At 66.7% G+C, this 16046-nt stretch carries 19 protein-coding genes; 4 read left to right on the plus strand and 15 right to left on the minus strand.

From position 1 onward, the window contains the following. Positions 1–46: 46 nt before the first annotated feature. Genes QTI68_RS05960 through QTI68_RS05975 form a run of 4 tightly spaced genes read right to left on the minus strand, consistent with a single transcriptional unit; the run spans position 47 to position 3716 of the window. The gene (locus tag QTI68_RS05960; RefSeq protein ID WP_286520319.1) at positions 47–835 is read right to left on the minus strand and encodes an enoyl-CoA hydratase/isomerase family protein; all 789 of its coding nucleotides are present in this window, start codon (positions 833–835) and stop codon (positions 47–49) included. A gap of 31 nt (positions 836–866) precedes the next feature. Continuing rightward, positions 867–1760: an alpha/beta hydrolase gene (locus QTI68_RS05965; protein ID WP_286520321.1), complete on the minus strand. Its 894-nt coding sequence runs from the start codon at positions 1758–1760 to the stop codon at positions 867–869. 13 nt (positions 1761–1773) lie between these two features. Then, positions 1774–2976 carry an alpha/beta fold hydrolase gene (locus QTI68_RS05970; protein WP_286520322.1) on the minus strand — a complete coding sequence of 401 codons (1203 nt, stop codon included), beginning with the start codon at positions 2974–2976 and terminating at the stop codon, positions 1774–1776. 29 nt (positions 2977–3005) lie between these two features. Then, positions 3006–3716 (minus strand): flavin reductase family protein, encoded by a 711-nt coding sequence (locus QTI68_RS05975; protein WP_286520323.1) that lies wholly within the window; start codon positions 3714–3716, stop codon positions 3006–3008. A gap of 216 nt (positions 3717–3932) precedes the next feature. On the opposite strand from QTI68_RS05975, the gene QTI68_RS05980 reads away from it, so the two are divergent. The 3 genes from QTI68_RS05980 (at position 3933) to QTI68_RS05990 (ending at position 6359) form a co-directional block, all read left to right on the plus strand. Beyond that, positions 3933–4559: a GNAT family N-acetyltransferase gene (locus QTI68_RS05980; RefSeq protein ID WP_286520324.1), complete on the plus strand. Its 627-nt coding sequence runs from the start codon at positions 3933–3935 to the stop codon at positions 4557–4559. A gap of 55 nt (positions 4560–4614) precedes the next feature. Beyond that, a complete protein-coding gene (locus QTI68_RS05985) occupies positions 4615–5058 on the plus strand; it encodes a hypothetical protein (protein WP_286520326.1) in 444 nt (147 codons plus the stop codon). 158 nt (positions 5059–5216) lie between these two features. Then, positions 5217–6359 carry an autotransporter family protein gene (locus QTI68_RS05990; protein ID WP_286520328.1) on the plus strand — a complete coding sequence of 381 codons (1143 nt, stop codon included), beginning with the start codon at positions 5217–5219 and terminating at the stop codon, positions 6357–6359. A gap of 21 nt (positions 6360–6380) precedes the next feature. Here the strand turns inward: QTI68_RS05990 and QTI68_RS05995 are convergent, their stop codons facing one another. The 4 genes from QTI68_RS05995 to QTI68_RS06010 form a co-directional block, all read right to left on the minus strand. After that, the gene (locus QTI68_RS05995; RefSeq protein WP_286520329.1) at positions 6381–6749 is read right to left on the minus strand and encodes a response regulator transcription factor; all 369 of its coding nucleotides are present in this window, start codon (positions 6747–6749) and stop codon (positions 6381–6383) included. Between the two features lie 147 nt (positions 6750–6896). Then, positions 6897–7175, minus strand: a complete 279-nt coding sequence (locus QTI68_RS06000) for a hypothetical protein (protein WP_286520330.1) — start codon at positions 7173–7175, stop codon at positions 6897–6899. Between the two features lie 615 nt (positions 7176–7790). Then, positions 7791–9188, minus strand: a complete 1398-nt coding sequence (locus QTI68_RS06005) for a patatin-like phospholipase family protein (protein WP_286520331.1) — start codon at positions 9186–9188, stop codon at positions 7791–7793. Positions 9189–9224: 36 nt separating this feature from the next. Further along, the gene (locus tag QTI68_RS06010; RefSeq protein ID WP_286520332.1) at positions 9225–9812 is read right to left on the minus strand and encodes a hypothetical protein; all 588 of its coding nucleotides are present in this window, start codon (positions 9810–9812) and stop codon (positions 9225–9227) included. A 278-nt stretch (positions 9813–10090) separates the two neighbouring features. Between QTI68_RS06010 and QTI68_RS06015 the strand changes: the two genes are divergently transcribed. Next, a complete protein-coding gene (locus QTI68_RS06015) occupies positions 10091–10423 on the plus strand; it encodes a cell envelope biogenesis protein TolA (RefSeq protein ID WP_286520333.1) in 333 nt (110 codons plus the stop codon). A gap of 76 nt (positions 10424–10499) precedes the next feature. On the opposite strand, the gene QTI68_RS06020 is transcribed toward QTI68_RS06015, so the two are convergent. From QTI68_RS06020 to QTI68_RS06050, 7 genes are all read right to left on the minus strand, one after another. Next, positions 10500–10913 carry a hypothetical protein gene (locus QTI68_RS06020; RefSeq protein WP_286520334.1) on the minus strand — a complete coding sequence of 138 codons (414 nt, stop codon included), beginning with the start codon at positions 10911–10913 and terminating at the stop codon, positions 10500–10502. A gap of 296 nt (positions 10914–11209) precedes the next feature. Then, on the minus strand, positions 11210–11509 hold the full coding sequence (locus QTI68_RS06025; RefSeq protein ID WP_286520335.1) for a hypothetical protein: 300 nt from the start codon (positions 11507–11509) through the stop codon (positions 11210–11212). Positions 11510–11668: 159 nt separating this feature from the next. Then, positions 11669–13159 carry an arylsulfatase gene (locus tag QTI68_RS06030; RefSeq protein WP_286520336.1) on the minus strand — a complete coding sequence of 497 codons (1491 nt, stop codon included), beginning with the start codon at positions 13157–13159 and terminating at the stop codon, positions 11669–11671. Between the two features lie 77 nt (positions 13160–13236). Beyond that, entirely contained in the window at positions 13237–13995 is a 759-nt protein-coding gene (locus QTI68_RS06035) for a porin family protein (RefSeq protein ID WP_286520337.1), read from the minus strand. 36 nt (positions 13996–14031) lie between these two features. Next, complete coding sequence (locus QTI68_RS06040; protein ID WP_286520338.1) at positions 14032–14634, minus strand: hypothetical protein; 603 nt, start codon at positions 14632–14634, stop codon at positions 14032–14034. Positions 14635–14655: 21 nt separating this feature from the next. Beyond that, positions 14656–15498 (minus strand): DUF2092 domain-containing protein, encoded by an 843-nt coding sequence (locus QTI68_RS06045; RefSeq protein WP_286520339.1) that lies wholly within the window; start codon positions 15496–15498, stop codon positions 14656–14658. A 34-nt stretch (positions 15499–15532) separates the two neighbouring features. Continuing rightward, the gene (locus QTI68_RS06050; protein WP_286520340.1) at positions 15533–15985 is read right to left on the minus strand and encodes a hypothetical protein; all 453 of its coding nucleotides are present in this window, start codon (positions 15983–15985) and stop codon (positions 15533–15535) included. Between the last annotated feature and the right edge of the window lie 61 nt (positions 15986–16046).

A 16046-nucleotide genomic window follows, 5' to 3' on the forward strand; every position in this document is an offset into this window, starting at 1 on the left:
GGCTCCTCCGTTGAGACGGAGGGCCATCATAGATCGATCGCGGACTTCAGCGGCCGTTGAACGTCAGCACCGGGCGCGGCTTGCCGGCCTTGAGCGCATCGACCGCCGACTTCAGCCCGCGCTGGACGTCGTCGGTCTCGAAGAGCGGCATGGCAATGTCGAACATGGCGTCGTCCGCCGCGGCGACGCCGCCCACCGCCCAGGCCCGCAGCAGCGCCTTGTGCGCGGCGTAGGCACGCGTGGGCCCCACGGAGACCTTGCGCGCGAACTCACGCGTTTCCTTCAGCAGATCCGCGTCCGCCACCACGCGATTGACCACGCCGAAACGCTCCATCGTGGCCGCGGGCACCCGCTCCGAGGTCATCGCCCATTCGGAGGCCCGCGAGCGGCCGGCACGTTCGGCGACCCGGTAGACGCCGCCGAGCACGGTCACGATGCCGAGCGACTGTTCCGGATGGCCGAAGGTCGCCGACTCGCCCGCGAAGATCATGTCCGCTCGAACCGCCAGCTCGAGCCCGCCGCCGAAGCAGAGGCCTTGAACCGCCGCGATGACGGGCATCGGCAGGCGCTCGAAGCGGTTGAAGACCGACAGGTAGTGCTCGAAACGGCTGCGCAGCTCGCGAACGTCGGCGCCCGGCCAGCTCATGATGTCGCCGCCGAACGAGAAGTTCTCGCCCTCGCTGCGCACCAGCACCGCGCGGGCCTCGCTGCGCTCGATGGCCGTGACGGCGGCGGCCAGCTCGTCGATCATCTGGTCGTCGATGCGGTTCTGGGGCGGCCGGTCGAGCACGATGGTGGCCAGGTTTTCGTCGAAGGCGACGGTCAGGTGGGGCATGGTGGGTCCTCTGTGGGGTCAATGGGAAAACTCAGCTCAGGTGCTGCCTGAACCATTCGACGGCCGCCGTGCTGGAGGCCTTGAAGCCGCCCAGATAGGGGTCGAAGTGACCACCCTCGATCGTCACCAGCCGCTTGGGCTGCAGGGCGCGCTCGTAGGCGGCGAGCTCGAGGTCGGTCAGCGTGATGGTGTCGCGTGTCGCCACCACCATCAGCAACGGCGTCGGCGAGACGCGTGCGATCCAGTGGCCGGGCTCGTACATCCGCGCGGCGCGCGTGGATTGCACCGTCACATTGTTCTCCCAGGCGCCTTCGGGCACCGGCTGCAGGTAGAAGTCGATCGCGTCGCTCGCGCGGTAAGCGGCGGGAATGGCCGGATCGGCGCTCACGATGGCTTGCCGGCGCGGCGGTTCTCCACGCAGTTGCGCGCGGTCGTCCTCTGCCAACATCTCCTCGATGAGGTGGACGTTCTCCGGCGCTATGCGGCGCAGGCCCTGCTCGAAGCCGCTGATGGTCGGGACCTGTGCCACGACGCAGCGCAGGCGGCGCTCGGTCGCACCCAGCACGATCGCGTGCCCGCCGGCATAGCTCGTGCCCCAGAGCCCGATGCGCTTCGGGTCGACGATGTCGAGGCTCTCCAGATAGCTGATGGCCCTTCGCCAGTCGGCGACCTGCCGCCATGGATCGACGTCCTGCCGCGGCACGCCTTCGCTGGCGCCGAAGCCGCGGTGGTCATGCAGCAGCACGACGAAGCCTGCTTCGGCGAATGCCCTGGCGAACGGCTCGATGCCGTGCTCCTTCACGCCGGCATAGCCGTGGGCCATCGTGATGGCGGGACGCCGGCCTTCGCCCGGCGGCACGAAGAGCCAGCCGCGCAGCTTGACGCCGCCGTCGACCTCGAATTCCACATCTGTACGTTTCACCATGTCGATCTCCTGCTCAGTCCTTGGGGTGGGCCGCGCCGAAGAAGTGGCTGGCAGCCACCCGGCCCTGCACCCGGCGGCCGAGTTCGGCCGAGAATTTCAGGGCGCTTCCCAACGGCCTGTGGTGGATGGCGGCCCGGACGATCTTTCCCTCGTCGTTGCGGGTGAGGATCGTGACGCCCGAGAGCTTCTCGCCCCCGAAGGCCTGCGCCTCCCATTCGAGATAGGTGCGTGGGCCGCTGGTCGATTGCTGGGTGAAGGCCAGCGCCTCGTAGATCGTGCTGGCGGCGCCCATGACGGTCTTGACCTGCTCGGCGCCGACGACCGGATGGGCCAGGACACTGGCCTCGAGCACGATGTCGCTCGCGAACGCCTCGGCGAACGCCGTGGAGGACTTCTGCGCGAATGCGCGGGTCCAGCCTTGCGAGGGCGCCGCGGTAGGCCGGGCGTCCAGCGCCCGGAGGAACTCGGCCAGCACCCCGGCAAAGGCCTTGGGCTGCTCGACGTGCGGCCAGTGGCCTGCTTCGGCGATGGCCGCCGCAGCGGGCGCCTCGAAGCGCGGCAGCACTGCCTGCGAGACCACTTCGGCGGTGACGAACGGATCGAGTTCACCCCGGACGATCAAGGTTGGTCCGAGATGCCGGCTGGCCTGGGCCCCCAGCACATGGCCCTGGTTCCACAGGTCGGCGAAGACGCCGACCGAGGCCGCCGCGACCGGGTCGCCGAGCCGCCCCAGTTTTTCCAGCTTTTCGTCGTCGAGCCGCACGCCCAGTTGGCGCCGCAAGGCGCGCTGGGCATCGGGATCGCCACCCAGTGCATGGAAGGGTTTCATGGCCTCGTCGGGAAGGTCGGTGCCCGCGAGCGGCACCGGGGTCAGCAGCACCAGGGCGCGGACCTGCGACCCGAGCAGCCCTGCAGCCAGTTCCGCAACCTGCGCGCCCATGCTCTGGCCGACGAGCACCACCGGGCGGGCGAGCGCGCGGACCTGCCTGGCGACGTCTTCAGCGAAACCGTCGAGGCTGTACGGACCGGACTCGGCCACCCGCAGGCCCATGCCGGGAAGCTCGACGCACAGCGCATCTGCCGCGCGCTCGCCGAGTTCGGCGACCACCTCGTCCCAGGCGGCAGCGCCGTCGAGGAATCCGTGCACGAAGACCAGGGTCGGACCCGATTCGCCGGCGCGAGCTTCGTCTGGAAGGGAGGGATGGGATGCGGTCATTCGATTCTCCTGTGTCATCTATTCGGGTTTCAGCGCGTCGCGCCGGAGGCGGACCATTCCTTGCTGTCGATCGGCGAATAGCCGTCGGCATGGCCGTCGAGGCGCCCTGCCCGCTGCCCCCGAAGCGACGCCAGCAGCTGTTCGTCCAGCGGGGTCGTGAAGGCGTTGTGCACCAGCGTGTACTCGGCCGCCAGGCGGCCCACGGCCTGCAGCGCGCCGGTATCGATGCGTCCGCCCTTGAGATAGACGTCGTCGCGGATGTGGAAGCGGACCACCTCGCCGAAGACCACGTGGTCCCCCAGGTCTCCCATCGGGATGAGCCGGTCGAGCTTGCATTCCAGTGCGATCGGTGCGCCCTTGACGCGCGGCGGCCTGACCGCCACGGAGGCTTCCTTCTCCAGTCCGACCGCAGCGAACTCGTCGATGTCAGATTCGAATTCGAAGGCCGATCTGTGCATGGCGTGCGCTTGCGGCAGCGTGACCATGTTGACCACGAACTCGCCGGTATCCCGAATGTTGAAGAAGGTGTCCTTCAGCGTCACGCCGTCCGAGCGCGGCTGGAGCGACAGCGAGACCATCGGCGGCTTGCGGCCGACGGCGGTGAAGAAGGAGATCGGGGCGAGATTCGCCACGCCCTCGCGGGATTGCGTGCTGACCCAGCCGATCGCGCGGGGCAGGATGGAGCCGATCAGCAGCTTGTAGGCCGAGGTCGGGTCGAGGGTCGAGGCGTCGATGATCATGAGGGGCTTCCGGTTGAGGATGCGTGACTCTAGGAAGCCAGGGGCGGATCGGTAAGGCCACGCGGCACAAAACGCTTTTTCAGCCGCGTCAATAGAGCGCAGGCGCGCGAGGCGACTTTTTCAGCCAGCGCAACACCGCATTGCGCCGGACCGCCTTTTTCTGGAAGAGCCCGACAACTAGATTCGAGACTCCACAGCCCATCGGAGCAAGCCACCATGTCCCCCCTGAGTCCTCTCGCATCCGGCGCCCGCGTCGAGTTCCGGCTTCCCGGCTTCCATGGGGGAGCCATCGAAGGGTGGCACGGCATTCCCGAAAGCGGACATGACACGTCGATCCATGTCCGCCCGATCGAGCCGGACGATTTCGAGCGCGAACGCGCGTTCGTGGATGGGCTTTCACCACGCACTGCCTATCAACGCCTGATGTCGGCGAGAAGGCCGTCGGACGAAGAGCTCCGGCGCTGGACCGACATCGATCGATCGCATGAAGGGGCCATGGTCGCGACGGTCTTCGTCGATGGCCTGGAACGGCAGGTGGGGGTTGCGCGCTACGTCATGGAGGGCCCCGACGAAGAGGCCGAGATCGCCATCGTGATCGCCGACGAGTGGCAGGGCCAGGGGCTCGGCGGGCGTCTGCTCACGGCATTGATCGATCTGGCCCGGCAGTCGGGCATCAGGCGGCTGATCGGGAGCACCTTGTCGGAGAACAGGGGCATGCTGGCGCTCGCCCGGCGATTCGGCTTCGCGCTGTCCAGGCAGCCCGGGCTCGCGATCATCACCAACTTGCGCCTGGATCTGCAGGCAGCACCGGTTCGTCATCGTCGCGCAATGTGGCGCCCATAGCATCGGGGTCGAAGCCGGCACATCAGCCGCTGAAACGATCCAAGGAAATCGACCCATGAAAGCCTCGCCCATCATCAAGATCGTCTCGACCACGGCCATTGCGTGGATGCTCGCAAGCTCGGTGCATGCCCAGGTCGGCCGCAGCCGCGCCGACGTGCAAGCCGAGGCGATCGCTGCCGCCCACGCGCCCAACCAGAACGTCACCCGCGGGTCGCGCGGCGCCGACCCGTTCAACTCGGTGGCCGATCCGGCGGCGGTGCAGCAGCAGGCCGTCGACACCGCGCGCGCGCCCAATCAGAACGTGACGCGCGGCTCGCGCGGCGCCGATCCCTTCACCTCGACGGCCGACCCCGCCGTGGTCCGGGCCCAAGCCGAGGCCGCTGCCGCCGCCCCCGATCAGAACGTGACCAGCGGGTCGCGCGTGAACAGCAAGGTCGTGTCGACCCTGCCCAATGCAGCCCAGGTGCGGGCGGAGGCTCAAAAGAGCGCGCCTCGTTGAAGGGCGGCGGCCTGCGGTCGAAACCTGAAACCCTGCAATAGTTGACGGAGCGCCACATTCCGCTTGCCGGTAAGTGACGACTCCGGCAGAGCCGCGCACAATTCCTCGAGCCGTCCGGCAATCCAGATCGCCGGGCTTGTCCGAAGGAGGGTTCGGCCATGGGATGTGCGTCTCGACGAGTGCCCGGCAGAGGCGCTTCGGCCCGGTGGCCGGCTGGCGGGCCGGGAACGCACCTTGCCCGGGCCTGCACACGAATCTCGGCCGCCGCTGCCCTCTGTGCAGGCAGTTGCGGCGCCTTCGCCCAATGCAGCCCGGCACCCGCCGGCGCCACGACCCTCTGCAATCCCGGCGCCAGCATCGCCGCCCTCGCGCGGCCGCAAACCGGCGCCTACATGGGCATTCAGCGAATGACGAGCTTCGCCTTCGTGCACAGCCTGCAGGATCGGTGGGGCGACCCGCTGCAACTCAGCCCGGGCAACGCCTGGATCCGCGCCGGTGGCCAAGGGATGAGTTCGACCAGCGCCGACGGCCGGTTCGAGACCGACAGCAGGGGCTGGGTCCTGCAAGGCGGCGCGGACGTCGCGAAATGGTCGCTTTTCGGCGGTGCGGACCGTCTGCACCTCGGCGCCATGGCCGGCTATGCCAGCGGGAGAACGGACTCCAACGCCCTCGGCAATCCGATCCGGGCGCGCGGCGAATTCTCAGGCGGCGCGATCGGCATGTACGGCACCTGGTACCAGAACGACCGGACCCGGCTCGGCTGGTACACGGACGTGTGGGGCCAGTACGCCGGCTTCAGCAACACGGTCGATACCGGCCTTCCCTTCGATCGCACGGGCTACGACTCGCACATCAGCATGTTCTCTGCCGAAACCGGCTATGCCATGCCATTGGGAGAATCCGGCAACTGGGTGCTCGAACCACAGGGCCAAATCATCTATCTGCACAACCATTCGTATGTCGCGCTGGAACCGAATGGTCTCGCCGTCAAGGGCTCTCATCGCAGCGCCTACACGTCCAGGCTGGGACTGCGGCTGCGCAGCACCTCCTCCCCCGATTGGGGTTGGGGCGTCCGGCCCTATGCGGCGTTCAACTGGTGGTACGACAACACCGGCGAAGAGCTCACGGTCAACCAGTTCTCGGTGCGCGACATGTACCCGGGCAGCAGCTATGAGGTCAAGGCCGGCGTCAATGTCGATTTCAAGCAGGGCTGGGCAGGCTGGGGCGACGTCGGATGGCAGTGGGGCAACCAGTCCTACCAGGCATGGACAGTGCGCGGGGGCATGAAGTACGCGTGGTGAGTCGGGTTGACGAACTGTGCGCTAACAGGTGTCCGATCGCATGCGGCGCACGGCGGCCCGCAACTCGCGCACACTGACCGGCCGCTCCAGAAAATCCGTCGCCTCCAGCCGCGCGATGTCGACGGCCGTGCGGAACGCGGAGTGCGGACCCAGGACGATCACGGGCAGATCCACACCGCGTTGCCTCAGCGCGCGCACCAGTCCGAGCGTCGCGGCCTCGTCGACATCGGCCGACGCGATCAGGCACCGCCCCGGACCACTGGGCGGCCGGGCGAGGAACTCCTCACCGTCGTCCACGAACTCCACCGCATCGGCGATTCGTGCCAGGGCCGATTCAATCCACGCGCGCTCATCCTGCTTGAATCCGAGGACGTGAACGGTGGTGGACATGGCTTCGGCGTCTCCCGAGGCATTGAGGGTGCCGGTTCCGGGATTGCGCCGAACCGGTGACCGATGGTGCCGCCATCCAGACGAAGCGACCATCCCGGCGAGCACGCAGGACCACGTACGTGGACGGACACGCCTCGAGAATCCTCGTCATCGCAGCCCGACCAGATCCATGCGGGACAGTGCCTCGGCGAATTCTCGCGCCCTGACCGCATCGCCGGACTCGAGAGCCGAAATCATCGCGCCGATACGCTCGCTCACCTCGTTGGCTGCCGCCAGATCGCGCCGCAGCCATGGCCGGATGTCGGACCACAATTTTTCGATCTCCGCGAAGTGATTCTCGGGCGCATCGCTCCATGTCGGGAACTCAGCGGGCGAGCAGTGGGCCGCCACCCGCAGGCAGGCGGCCAGATCTTCCAATGCTTCCAAGAGCCTCACGGATGCCATCGAGAAAGGGATTGCGTCCGGGATGCGACCGCAACAAGACCATTTTTTCCATCTTCCACGCGACGATCGAATCGCGATATTGCACCTTGGTGCAATGCGAATTGCCCTCCGGGGCCATTCGGTCGCGCGGACCTCTTCGTGCGGCAACACCTCCCGGACGCCAGATTGACAGCGCGCGTCGCGAGTGGCGATCATGCGAAGCGAGCAGCCCATCACACGCCTATGTCACCACATCGCTTGAGTTCGAAAGCCCCGCTGGTTGCCGCGATCATCCTCGCGGGCACGTGGAGTTCGAGTGCCCTGGCCTTCGACGACTTCGAAGGCACGTATGTCAACGGCGACACCACGATCACGTGGCGTGCCGGAGGGCACTCGGGCAACGAGTTCCTGTCCAGCCGATGTCCAGGCAAGAAGTTCAGCCATCGCACGCAACCGGGCGACGCCCACAAGGGCAAGGACTACACGGTCCGGTCGGACTTCGGCTTCACGAAGCTGGTGGTGACCGGCTCCAGCCCATGCCTGCCTGTGGCACCTACAGGCGCGCAGGACCGTAGCCGTGCGGGCGTCATGCGGCCCGAGCCAGGGCGTCGCAGCGGATCACGGCGCAGTGCCTGTCGCCTCGGTTGCCTCCGCTCGAAGACTGGCCAGCAAGCGCTGATACTCCGGGTTGCTGCGCAACAGCTCCCGCCCGGTGGCGATCAGGCGCTCCACCTGCTCGTTGTCCAGCGCAAAGCTGGTCGGGATCCGGTTCAGGAACCGGCGCAGCGGCAGATCGGGCACGTCCTCGAAACTGAGGCGGACGAAGTACGAGGTCACGGGCCGTTCGGGCGTCGAGAGTTCGCGCGTCCAGCGCTCGAGGCCCTGCTGCGTCTGTTGAAGCGTTGACACGTTGTAACGATGCAGCTGCACATTGGTGACAGCGCTCATCGTTTGTTCGACGGACGGCGCACGGTTGCTCTCCCCGATGCCCGCGGGCGTGTCGGCGGCGGCGTTGACCGAAATGATTGCGATGCGACGTGGTGCGGCGATGCCGAGCGTGCGGAGGTATTTCTCGGCACCACCCGCCAGTTCCACGGCGTCCAGCAGTGCGCGCAGGCCGAGGTTGTCCGTGATCCCGCCATCGACGAACTGGGCGTAGCGGTGCGTGACCTTGTTCCGATAAGCAAGATCATCCTGCACCACCATGCTCAGGTAGCCGTTGTCGGCGTCGCGCCTCTGAGCGGCCACCAGCCAAGGCGGCATGCTGGCGGCGCAACCCGTGTAGTTCGCCACCACCACGGGTTCGAACAACACGGGCACGGCACTGGATGCCGTGACGGCGCGGGCCAGCGGGAAGCTGCTCAGGTCCGAGCACAAAAGATCGAAGTACTCCTGGACGAAGGAGAACCGGCCGCCCGAACTCAGGTCCGAACTGTTGATCAGGATCAGTGGCGCCGGCCGCTGGGCCAGATCCCCGAAGGTCGCATTGCCGAACAGCGTCTGCTGGTAGTAGGAGACCGCCATTTCGGTGCGGCCGTGGCTGCTGAACCACCGCAAAGGGTTCAGCAAGCCGCGCAGCAGGGCACCCTCGACGTCGCTGCGCAGGAAGCGCTGCTCGTAGTCGACGAACAGTCGATCGCCGTAGAGGCCATAGTAGGCCGACGTGAAACTCCCGCCTGACACCGAGCTGATGACATTGATCGCATCCAGCAGGCGTTGCTCCTTGCCGTCGATGCGCACGCGCGTGTCGCGCAATTCCTGCATGACGCCGTAGGACAGGGCGGCGGCGCGCGTGCCGCCGCCCGAGAAGGCAACGGCCAGCGTCAACTCGCCGGAGTGCCGCTGCGGGTCGCGAGCGAACTCACCCAGCGAGTAGACCGGTCCCTGCCGACCTGGCGACAACGGCAGATTGTCGACCACGCCGTAGGTGGTGCAGGCGCCAAGTGCGAGCACCGTCCCTGCCAGCAGGAGCGACAGCAGGCCCTGGCGCGCGAGGACAGCCGACGAAGCCGCCATGTCAAACGCCCACCAGGCTGGGCGGCAAGAATGCAGCTAGGACTTCCTGACGACCGACGTGGCGATCGCCTGCGTGATGGTCATCTTCATCTGGTCGCCGACCTTGACCCCGTTCAGCATCGCCGGGTCCTTCACCTTCACTTCGGTGAAGTGACCGAAGGGCCCCCGGACCATCACGGTGCCCTTGGCCTGGTCGATGGCCCAGATGTTCGAGACCATCGTGGTCTGCCTCATGGCAGCCCCGCCGGGCAGCTGTCCGACCTGGGCGCGGTCGACGGCCGCCGTCGACGTCGCCATGCGTATCCCGTTGCCGGTCTGGAAGTCCAGCGCCACCGACTGGATGTAGGTCGCATCGACCATGTCGCCGACCTTGACCTGCGCCAGGTTCTTGACCCGCGCATCGACCATGACCGCGAATTCATTCCCCTCCGGCCCCTTGAGCGTCACGATGCGGTTCTTCGGGTCGATCGCGGTCACCAGCGCGGAGATCGAGACTTCCTTGAGCATGTCACGGACATCCAGCACCTTGGGGGTGGCTGAAGGCGTGCTCGGCTGCGCCAGGGCCGGCGCGCTGAAGGCCAGCGCCGAAGCCAGTGCTAGAACTGTGTACTGGGCTGCTTTCATTTCAGGTTTTCCTTTCACGTCCGGTAGGCGGAGCGCTCGCGCCCCGCACTGCGGATTTTCAGGATTGCGATGCCGCGCGCCATCCGGACGGCCACGCAGGACCACGTACGTGTCCTGCCCGACTGGTTCTCACGTACGTGACGGTACGTGGCCGCCGGGATGGTTTTGTCCAGGAAGCACTCACACAATGACCTGGCCGGTCCATCGCAAATGGCCTGTGACGGCAGAAGTTCTCCATGGCTGCAAGGAGCCATCTCAACCCCACCAAGGAGCCCTCAATGAGCAAGATTCTCGCAACCTTGATCGCCGGCCTGTTCACGGCGGGCGCATACGCACAAAACCCTCCAGGGGCATCGTCGCAGGAGCAGGTCATCACCAACAGCAAGCCGCAGGAGCGCGCGCAGGCCAAGGACAATGCGCGGGCGCAGGGCAAGGTCAAGAAGGTCGGTGGTGACGAGGTGAACTCCACCCTGAACGACGACATCGGCTCCGGCAAGGCGGCAGCAGCGGGTCAGGCGCGCGCCAACGCCCGGGAGGCCGGCAATCCGGGCAAGACGCCGGGTCAATACCCCGCGCCGCCCAATACCCCCGGCATGCCGGCCGCCAAGTAGCAGACAGCGCTCGCGGCCTTCGACAGGGCGCCGAGCACTTCTTCGTCCGGGAACGGTCCGCTGTCGAAGAGGCCGGTCAGTTCGTCGCGGCCTGCTTCTTCGCCGCGGCCTTCGCGTCGCGTGCACCGACTCTGGCCTGCCCCGCTGTCGCCGCCTTGCCACCGCTGGCTTCGGGATTTAGTTCAGGCGTGCTGCCCAGATCGCCCACCGGCTTTTTTGCCATCCCTTGGGGCTTCGCGTCAGCCCTGTTCTGCCCTGCGACGGCGGCCTTCCCACCAGCCGCTTCGGGGTTGATCTCACTGGACTTGGCTTGATCGCCCGCGGGCTTGGCTACTTTGCCCTGGGGACGCGACTCGACCCTCGCTTGGGCGCGATTCTGCGCTTTGCTATTTGTTACCGGTTGTTGCTCCGACGATGTGCCAGCCGGGTTCTGGGCATAGGCGCCTGCTGCAAACAGGCCAGTGAGCATGACTGCGAGAAGTTTGGTCATCGAATTTCCTCGGTGTGTTTTGAAGGGCGATTCGCCTCGGCCATCGGCGGAGGTCATGGCACAACGAAGGCCTCGTGCCTTCGGTTGACAGGAAACCCGCGACGGGCCGACTGGAATCAATCGAGCCATCGCCGATGGAGCAACATCCGCGACGGCTCTGACCAAAGGCCCGTCTGAGGATGAACGGAGACCAGCGGCTGGGGCGAATATCGGCGATCGGCGAGACCAAGGCAAGCTTTTTCCGACGCTGTCGCCGACCATCGCGCGCTCCGCATGTGCCCCTCCTGCGCCCTCCGTCAGCCGCTGAACTGGGTACCCGCGGTCGAGTTGGCGCATCGGCTTTGGCTGCTCCTGCAACTCTGCAGCGACCGGTTCAAGCGCTGGCGGCAATTCTTCTCGGAGGCAGTGCGGCAGAACTGGTAGTCGGCACGCGCGGTCTGCTTGCAGGTGCTGTATTGCAACTCGCAGGCCGTCTGGCTGCCGCCGTCGCCCTGGGCCCGGGCCAGACCCGCAAGCGAGACGGCGACGACGGCTGCGAAGGCGAGGCGTCCCACGGCAGGAAGGGCTGCGACCATGACAGCGACCGATTTGCTCATTGCTTGTCCCCAACAGGTTGAATGGTCCGGGCGGGTCGAGTGACTCTCGACCCGCCCGGCGTTCCATTGTGAAAGTTCGGGGGACGAACATCCAGAGGGGCGTCTACCTACACCCACGTACGTGTCCGCGCAGTGGGCGCTCAGCGCGCCGATCTCCCCTCAGTGGGCCGCGCTCGATGATTCCTGCAGCTTGCGCATGACCTCGTCGAGATTGAAGGCGGCCGGCTTCTGCCGCGGCGGGAACTTCACGAAGGCCTCGATCTGCTGCGCCACCGCGCCCTGCATCGCGTAGACGATGTAGGCATGCGAGATGACCCAGTCCCAGTAGGTGTTCGAGTTGTCGTCGGCCCGCTCGAACGGGTCGCGCCGCAGGTTGAACATCTTCGGCGCCCGGTATCTCACGAAGGGCTCGAACCAGCATTGCAGGGTCTTCGCGCGCTGCTCCATCAGCACGACCTTCCAGTCCTTCATGCGGATGGCCATGATGTCGCCGTCGTCGCTGATGTAGAAGAACGCCTCTCTCGGGCTCTCCTTCACCTGCCCGCTCAGGTAGGGCAGCATGTTGTAGCCGTCGAGGTGCACCTTGAAGTCCTTCTCGCCGATCTTGCAGCCCTTGACGAGCTTCTCCTTGATGTCTTCCTCGCCGGCCGCGGCCAGCAGCGTCGGCATCCAGTCCTGGTGGGACACGATGCCGTTGATGACCGTGCCGGCCTTGAACTTGCCGGGCCAGCGGACGAAGCACGGCACCCGCCAGCCGCCTTCCCAGTTGGTGTTCTTCTCGGCCCGGAAGGGCGTGATGCCGGCGTCGGGCCAGCTGTTGAAGTGCGGGCCGTTGTCCGTCGAATACATGACGATCGTGTCGTCGGCGATGCCGAGCTGGTCGAGCTTGTCGAGCATCTCGCCGATGTGCTCGTCGTGCGCGACCATCACGTCGTTGTAGTCGCCCTGGCCGCCGCTCTTGCCCTTGTGCTTCTCGGCGCAGTGCGTCCTGAAGTGCATGGCCGTGGTGTTGTACCAGAGGAAGAAGGGCTTGCCGTCCGCGTGGCACTTGTCGATGAACTTCAGCGCCTTCTCGGTCGTCTCGTCGTCGACGGTCTCCATGCGCTTCTTCGTCAATGCGCCGGTGTCCTCGATGGTCTGCCCGCCCTTGCCGTCGGCCAGGCAATGCAGCACGCCGCGCGGGCCGAAGCGCTTCTTGAATGCAGGGTCCTTCGGATAGTCCGGGTCCTCGGGTTCCTCCTCGGCATTGAGGTGGTAGAGGTTGCCGAAGAATTCGTCGAATCCGTGCATCGTGGGCAGATACTCGTCCTTGTCGCCCAGGTGGTTCTTGCCGAATTGCCCGCAGGCGTACCCGTGCGGCTTCAGCATCTCGGCGATCGTCGGGTCCTCCTTCTGCAGGCCCACGGCAGCACCCGGCATGCCGACTTTCGTGAGGCCGGTGCGGATCGGGTTCTGGCCCGTGATGAAGGCGGCCCGGCCCGCGGTGCAGCTCTGCTGCGCGTAGTAGTCGGTGAAAGCGACGCCTTCATTGGCGATGCGGTCGATGTGGGGCGTGCGATACCCCATCTGGCCGCGGCTGTTGTAGCTGATGTTCCACCAGCCAACATCGTCGCCCCAGAGAATCAGGATGTTGGGCTTCTTCGTCGTCATGATTTTCCTCGGGTTGGGGAGGTGCCAGGCCACCTCGAACAAACGACCTGGGAAGGCGGATCACGCAGCGGGTGCCGTCAGAACCGGAATCCGGCACCCGCGAACAGGCCTCCGAGCGCGACCATGTTCAGCAGCCCTTCGTCGCGGCTGAAGCGCAGGTAGCGATAGCCGAACTTGAAGGAGACCGACGGCGAGTATTGGTAGCTGGCGCCGGCGATCGCTTCCCAGCTCGACGTCGAGTTGCCCCACCCGGCGTCGAGGTAGCCCATCAGCGACCACTTGTCGTCGATCGGTGCGATGACGCGGGCGCCGACGATGCCGTTCCACCAGTCGACCGAATCCTTTCGGCGGGGCCCGGGCAGGTGGGGGGCCAGGTCGATCTCGGTCCTGGCGTTCACGTAGCGTCCGCCCGCCAGCAGATCGACCGCGACCCGGCTGTCGAGGACGCGGTAGAGGCCCGCCAGCGTGTAGATCTGCTGCGTGTAGTCGACGTCCAGGCCGAGCGGGGCGCCCAGGACGCCCTGTCGCGACACGCCGAGCTTGACGTACTGCATGTCGAGCAGCGCGCCCCAGGGGCCTCGGCGGGCCTCCAGCGTCCCCATGGCGCCGAAGTCCAGGGCGCCGAGGACGCCGGTGGAACTCACGTGCGCGCTGCTGCCAGGCAAGGGACCGAGCCGAAGATCCGACGAGATGCCCGGCGCCCAGAGGTAGGGGACGATTTCGAACTGCCACGCGTCCTGCGAAGGTGCAACCTGCGCCGCGGCCGACAGCGACGCGAAGGCCGCAACGATGCCCGCGACCTGCCGGGCGGCGATGGAAGCTCCGGCTCGGTGCATGCCTGCTCCTTTGGCCGCGCGCGACTCGGAAGGCCGTCAGGGCGTCGGGACGACGCTGTAGTAGACGCCGTTGGCCCCGAAGGAAGGCCGGAACCAGGAACTGCCGACCTGGTAGTACGTGACGCCGCCGCGGTCGACATAGGTCGCCCCGGCCGGCAGCGTGGAAAAGTCGGCGCCCAGCGGGTAGGCCGGAATGGTGTTGGCGCGTGCGATCGCCGCGCCGGCGATCGCGCCGGCTGCCAGGCCGACCGCGGCACCGGTGGCCACGGCCGCGCCGCAATCGTAGTAGCAGCCCGGGTGGTAGTACGGCACGCCCACGGGCCGGTAGTACGGCGCATAGCCGCCGTAGCCATAGGCCGGTGGATGGTAGGTGGTGAAGCCGCCCGCCGTGGTGTGCACGGCGCCCATGCCGTAGGCGCCCGTCGTGGTGCCACCGAAGCGGTTCGTATGGCTCGTTCCTCCATACCAGCTGTGTGTCGTGCTGCCGCCGAACGCGTTGTCGTGCGTGAAGCCACCGAATCCGCCGACCGTACGGCCCCCCCACGCGCCGGCACGTGCCCACGCGGCCGCGGTCGTCGGGAATCCCGCGGCCAGCAGCGCGGCGGCCACCAAGAGAGGAATGGCATTCCGTGGAATCATGTCGAAGATCCTTTCGGCTCGTCAGGAAGGCTTGGCCGGCCTGCCGCCCTTGCCCTTGGGGGACGCCGGCGCGGCGTGCGGGGCCGCAAGCGGAATCCTGCGGGCGTTGGCCGCGTTGACCGATGCGAAGGCGTCCGCGGCCACGACCGGGTCGAGTTTCCAGTTCGAAAGATCCACCTGGTGGCGCAGCAGCAGCGGGTCGCCGCGGTAGGTCGCGCGCAGCCGGCGTGGCAGCTTGTCGTCGGCGCCGATCCAGATCTGCATGAAGACTTCGTCGCTGACCACCGCGATCACATCGGTCGTCGTCCCGTCCACGGCCCTCGAGTCACCGACGTAGAAAGCCTTGGTCAGGCCTTCGGTGAGGTTCCTGAAGGGATCGGCCCCCAGCACGTCGGCGAACGGAAAATAGATCGCCGCATTCTTGAAGGCCGCTTCGAGTGCGGCATCCATGGCAGGCGGCGCGGGCGCGATCGCCACGAGGTTCTCGGACGGTGCGAACGCAGTGAACGTCTTGCCGTCGTAGTAGTACTCCGAGGCCTTGCCGTCGCCGCTCGTGATCACGCGCAATTTGTCCGGTCGCTGCACCAGCACCTCCGAGATGGTCGAGAAGACCAGCGGCGGGCCGATGGCCGTGGGGGTCTCGTAGCTGGCCACGGCGGTGAACATCATGGACGAGGCCCCGGTCAGCGCGCCGCTCATGGCGCGCAGCAGATCCATGGCCTTGGCTTCGAGCTGCGGCGCGGCCGGCGCGACCCGGGTCCGCTGCGCCGGACCGTCGGTCCGTGCCTGTTGCGCTTGCGCCCCGACCACGCAGGCCAGGCTCGCGGCCAGGAGAACGGCCCGGATGCATGGACGCTGCTTCATTGCGTGCCCCTTGCGTATTGCCGGCGTCGCGCCGCTAGCGCCGGAAGCCGACGAAGGCGGGTCCGCCCCAGCCGCCCCAGCCACCCCAATCCATCTCGTTCATCTGGGCGGCCTCGAGGTTGTTGTTGCTCAGCTGCTTGGCGACGCGCAAGCGCTGGTAGTCCTGGTACTGGGTCGGCCCGCCAACGTACGCCACGTTGTTCATCGCATCGGGCAGCACGTAGTAGGTCGTCCCCTGGTAGGTGACGGGGCTGACCTTGTCCTTGGGGAGCTTGGCGAGGATCGCCTGTTGGTCCGGCTTCTTCGGGGTGATCATCTTGAACCCGGCGGCGATCGCCAGGTTGTCGTTGTTCAGCGCATCGGTGGTTGCGCAGCCTGCCGCAATGGCGACCAGTGCCACCGCAGCGACTTTCTTGAGGCAACTGATGGTGCTTGGACCCCGTGCGATCACCGAACTGGCCATCGTGGTTGCGAGGAGTGTGCTCATGACTTTTCCTTCGTTGGCGCGGCGATCGATTCTGAAAGCGGCGAGGCTGTAAAACCAGCCG

Origin of the sequence: Variovorax sp. J31P207 (assembly GCF_030316965.1) — a bacterium.
Classification (GTDB): domain Bacteria; phylum Pseudomonadota; class Gammaproteobacteria; order Burkholderiales; family Burkholderiaceae_C; genus Variovorax; species Variovorax ginsengisoli_B.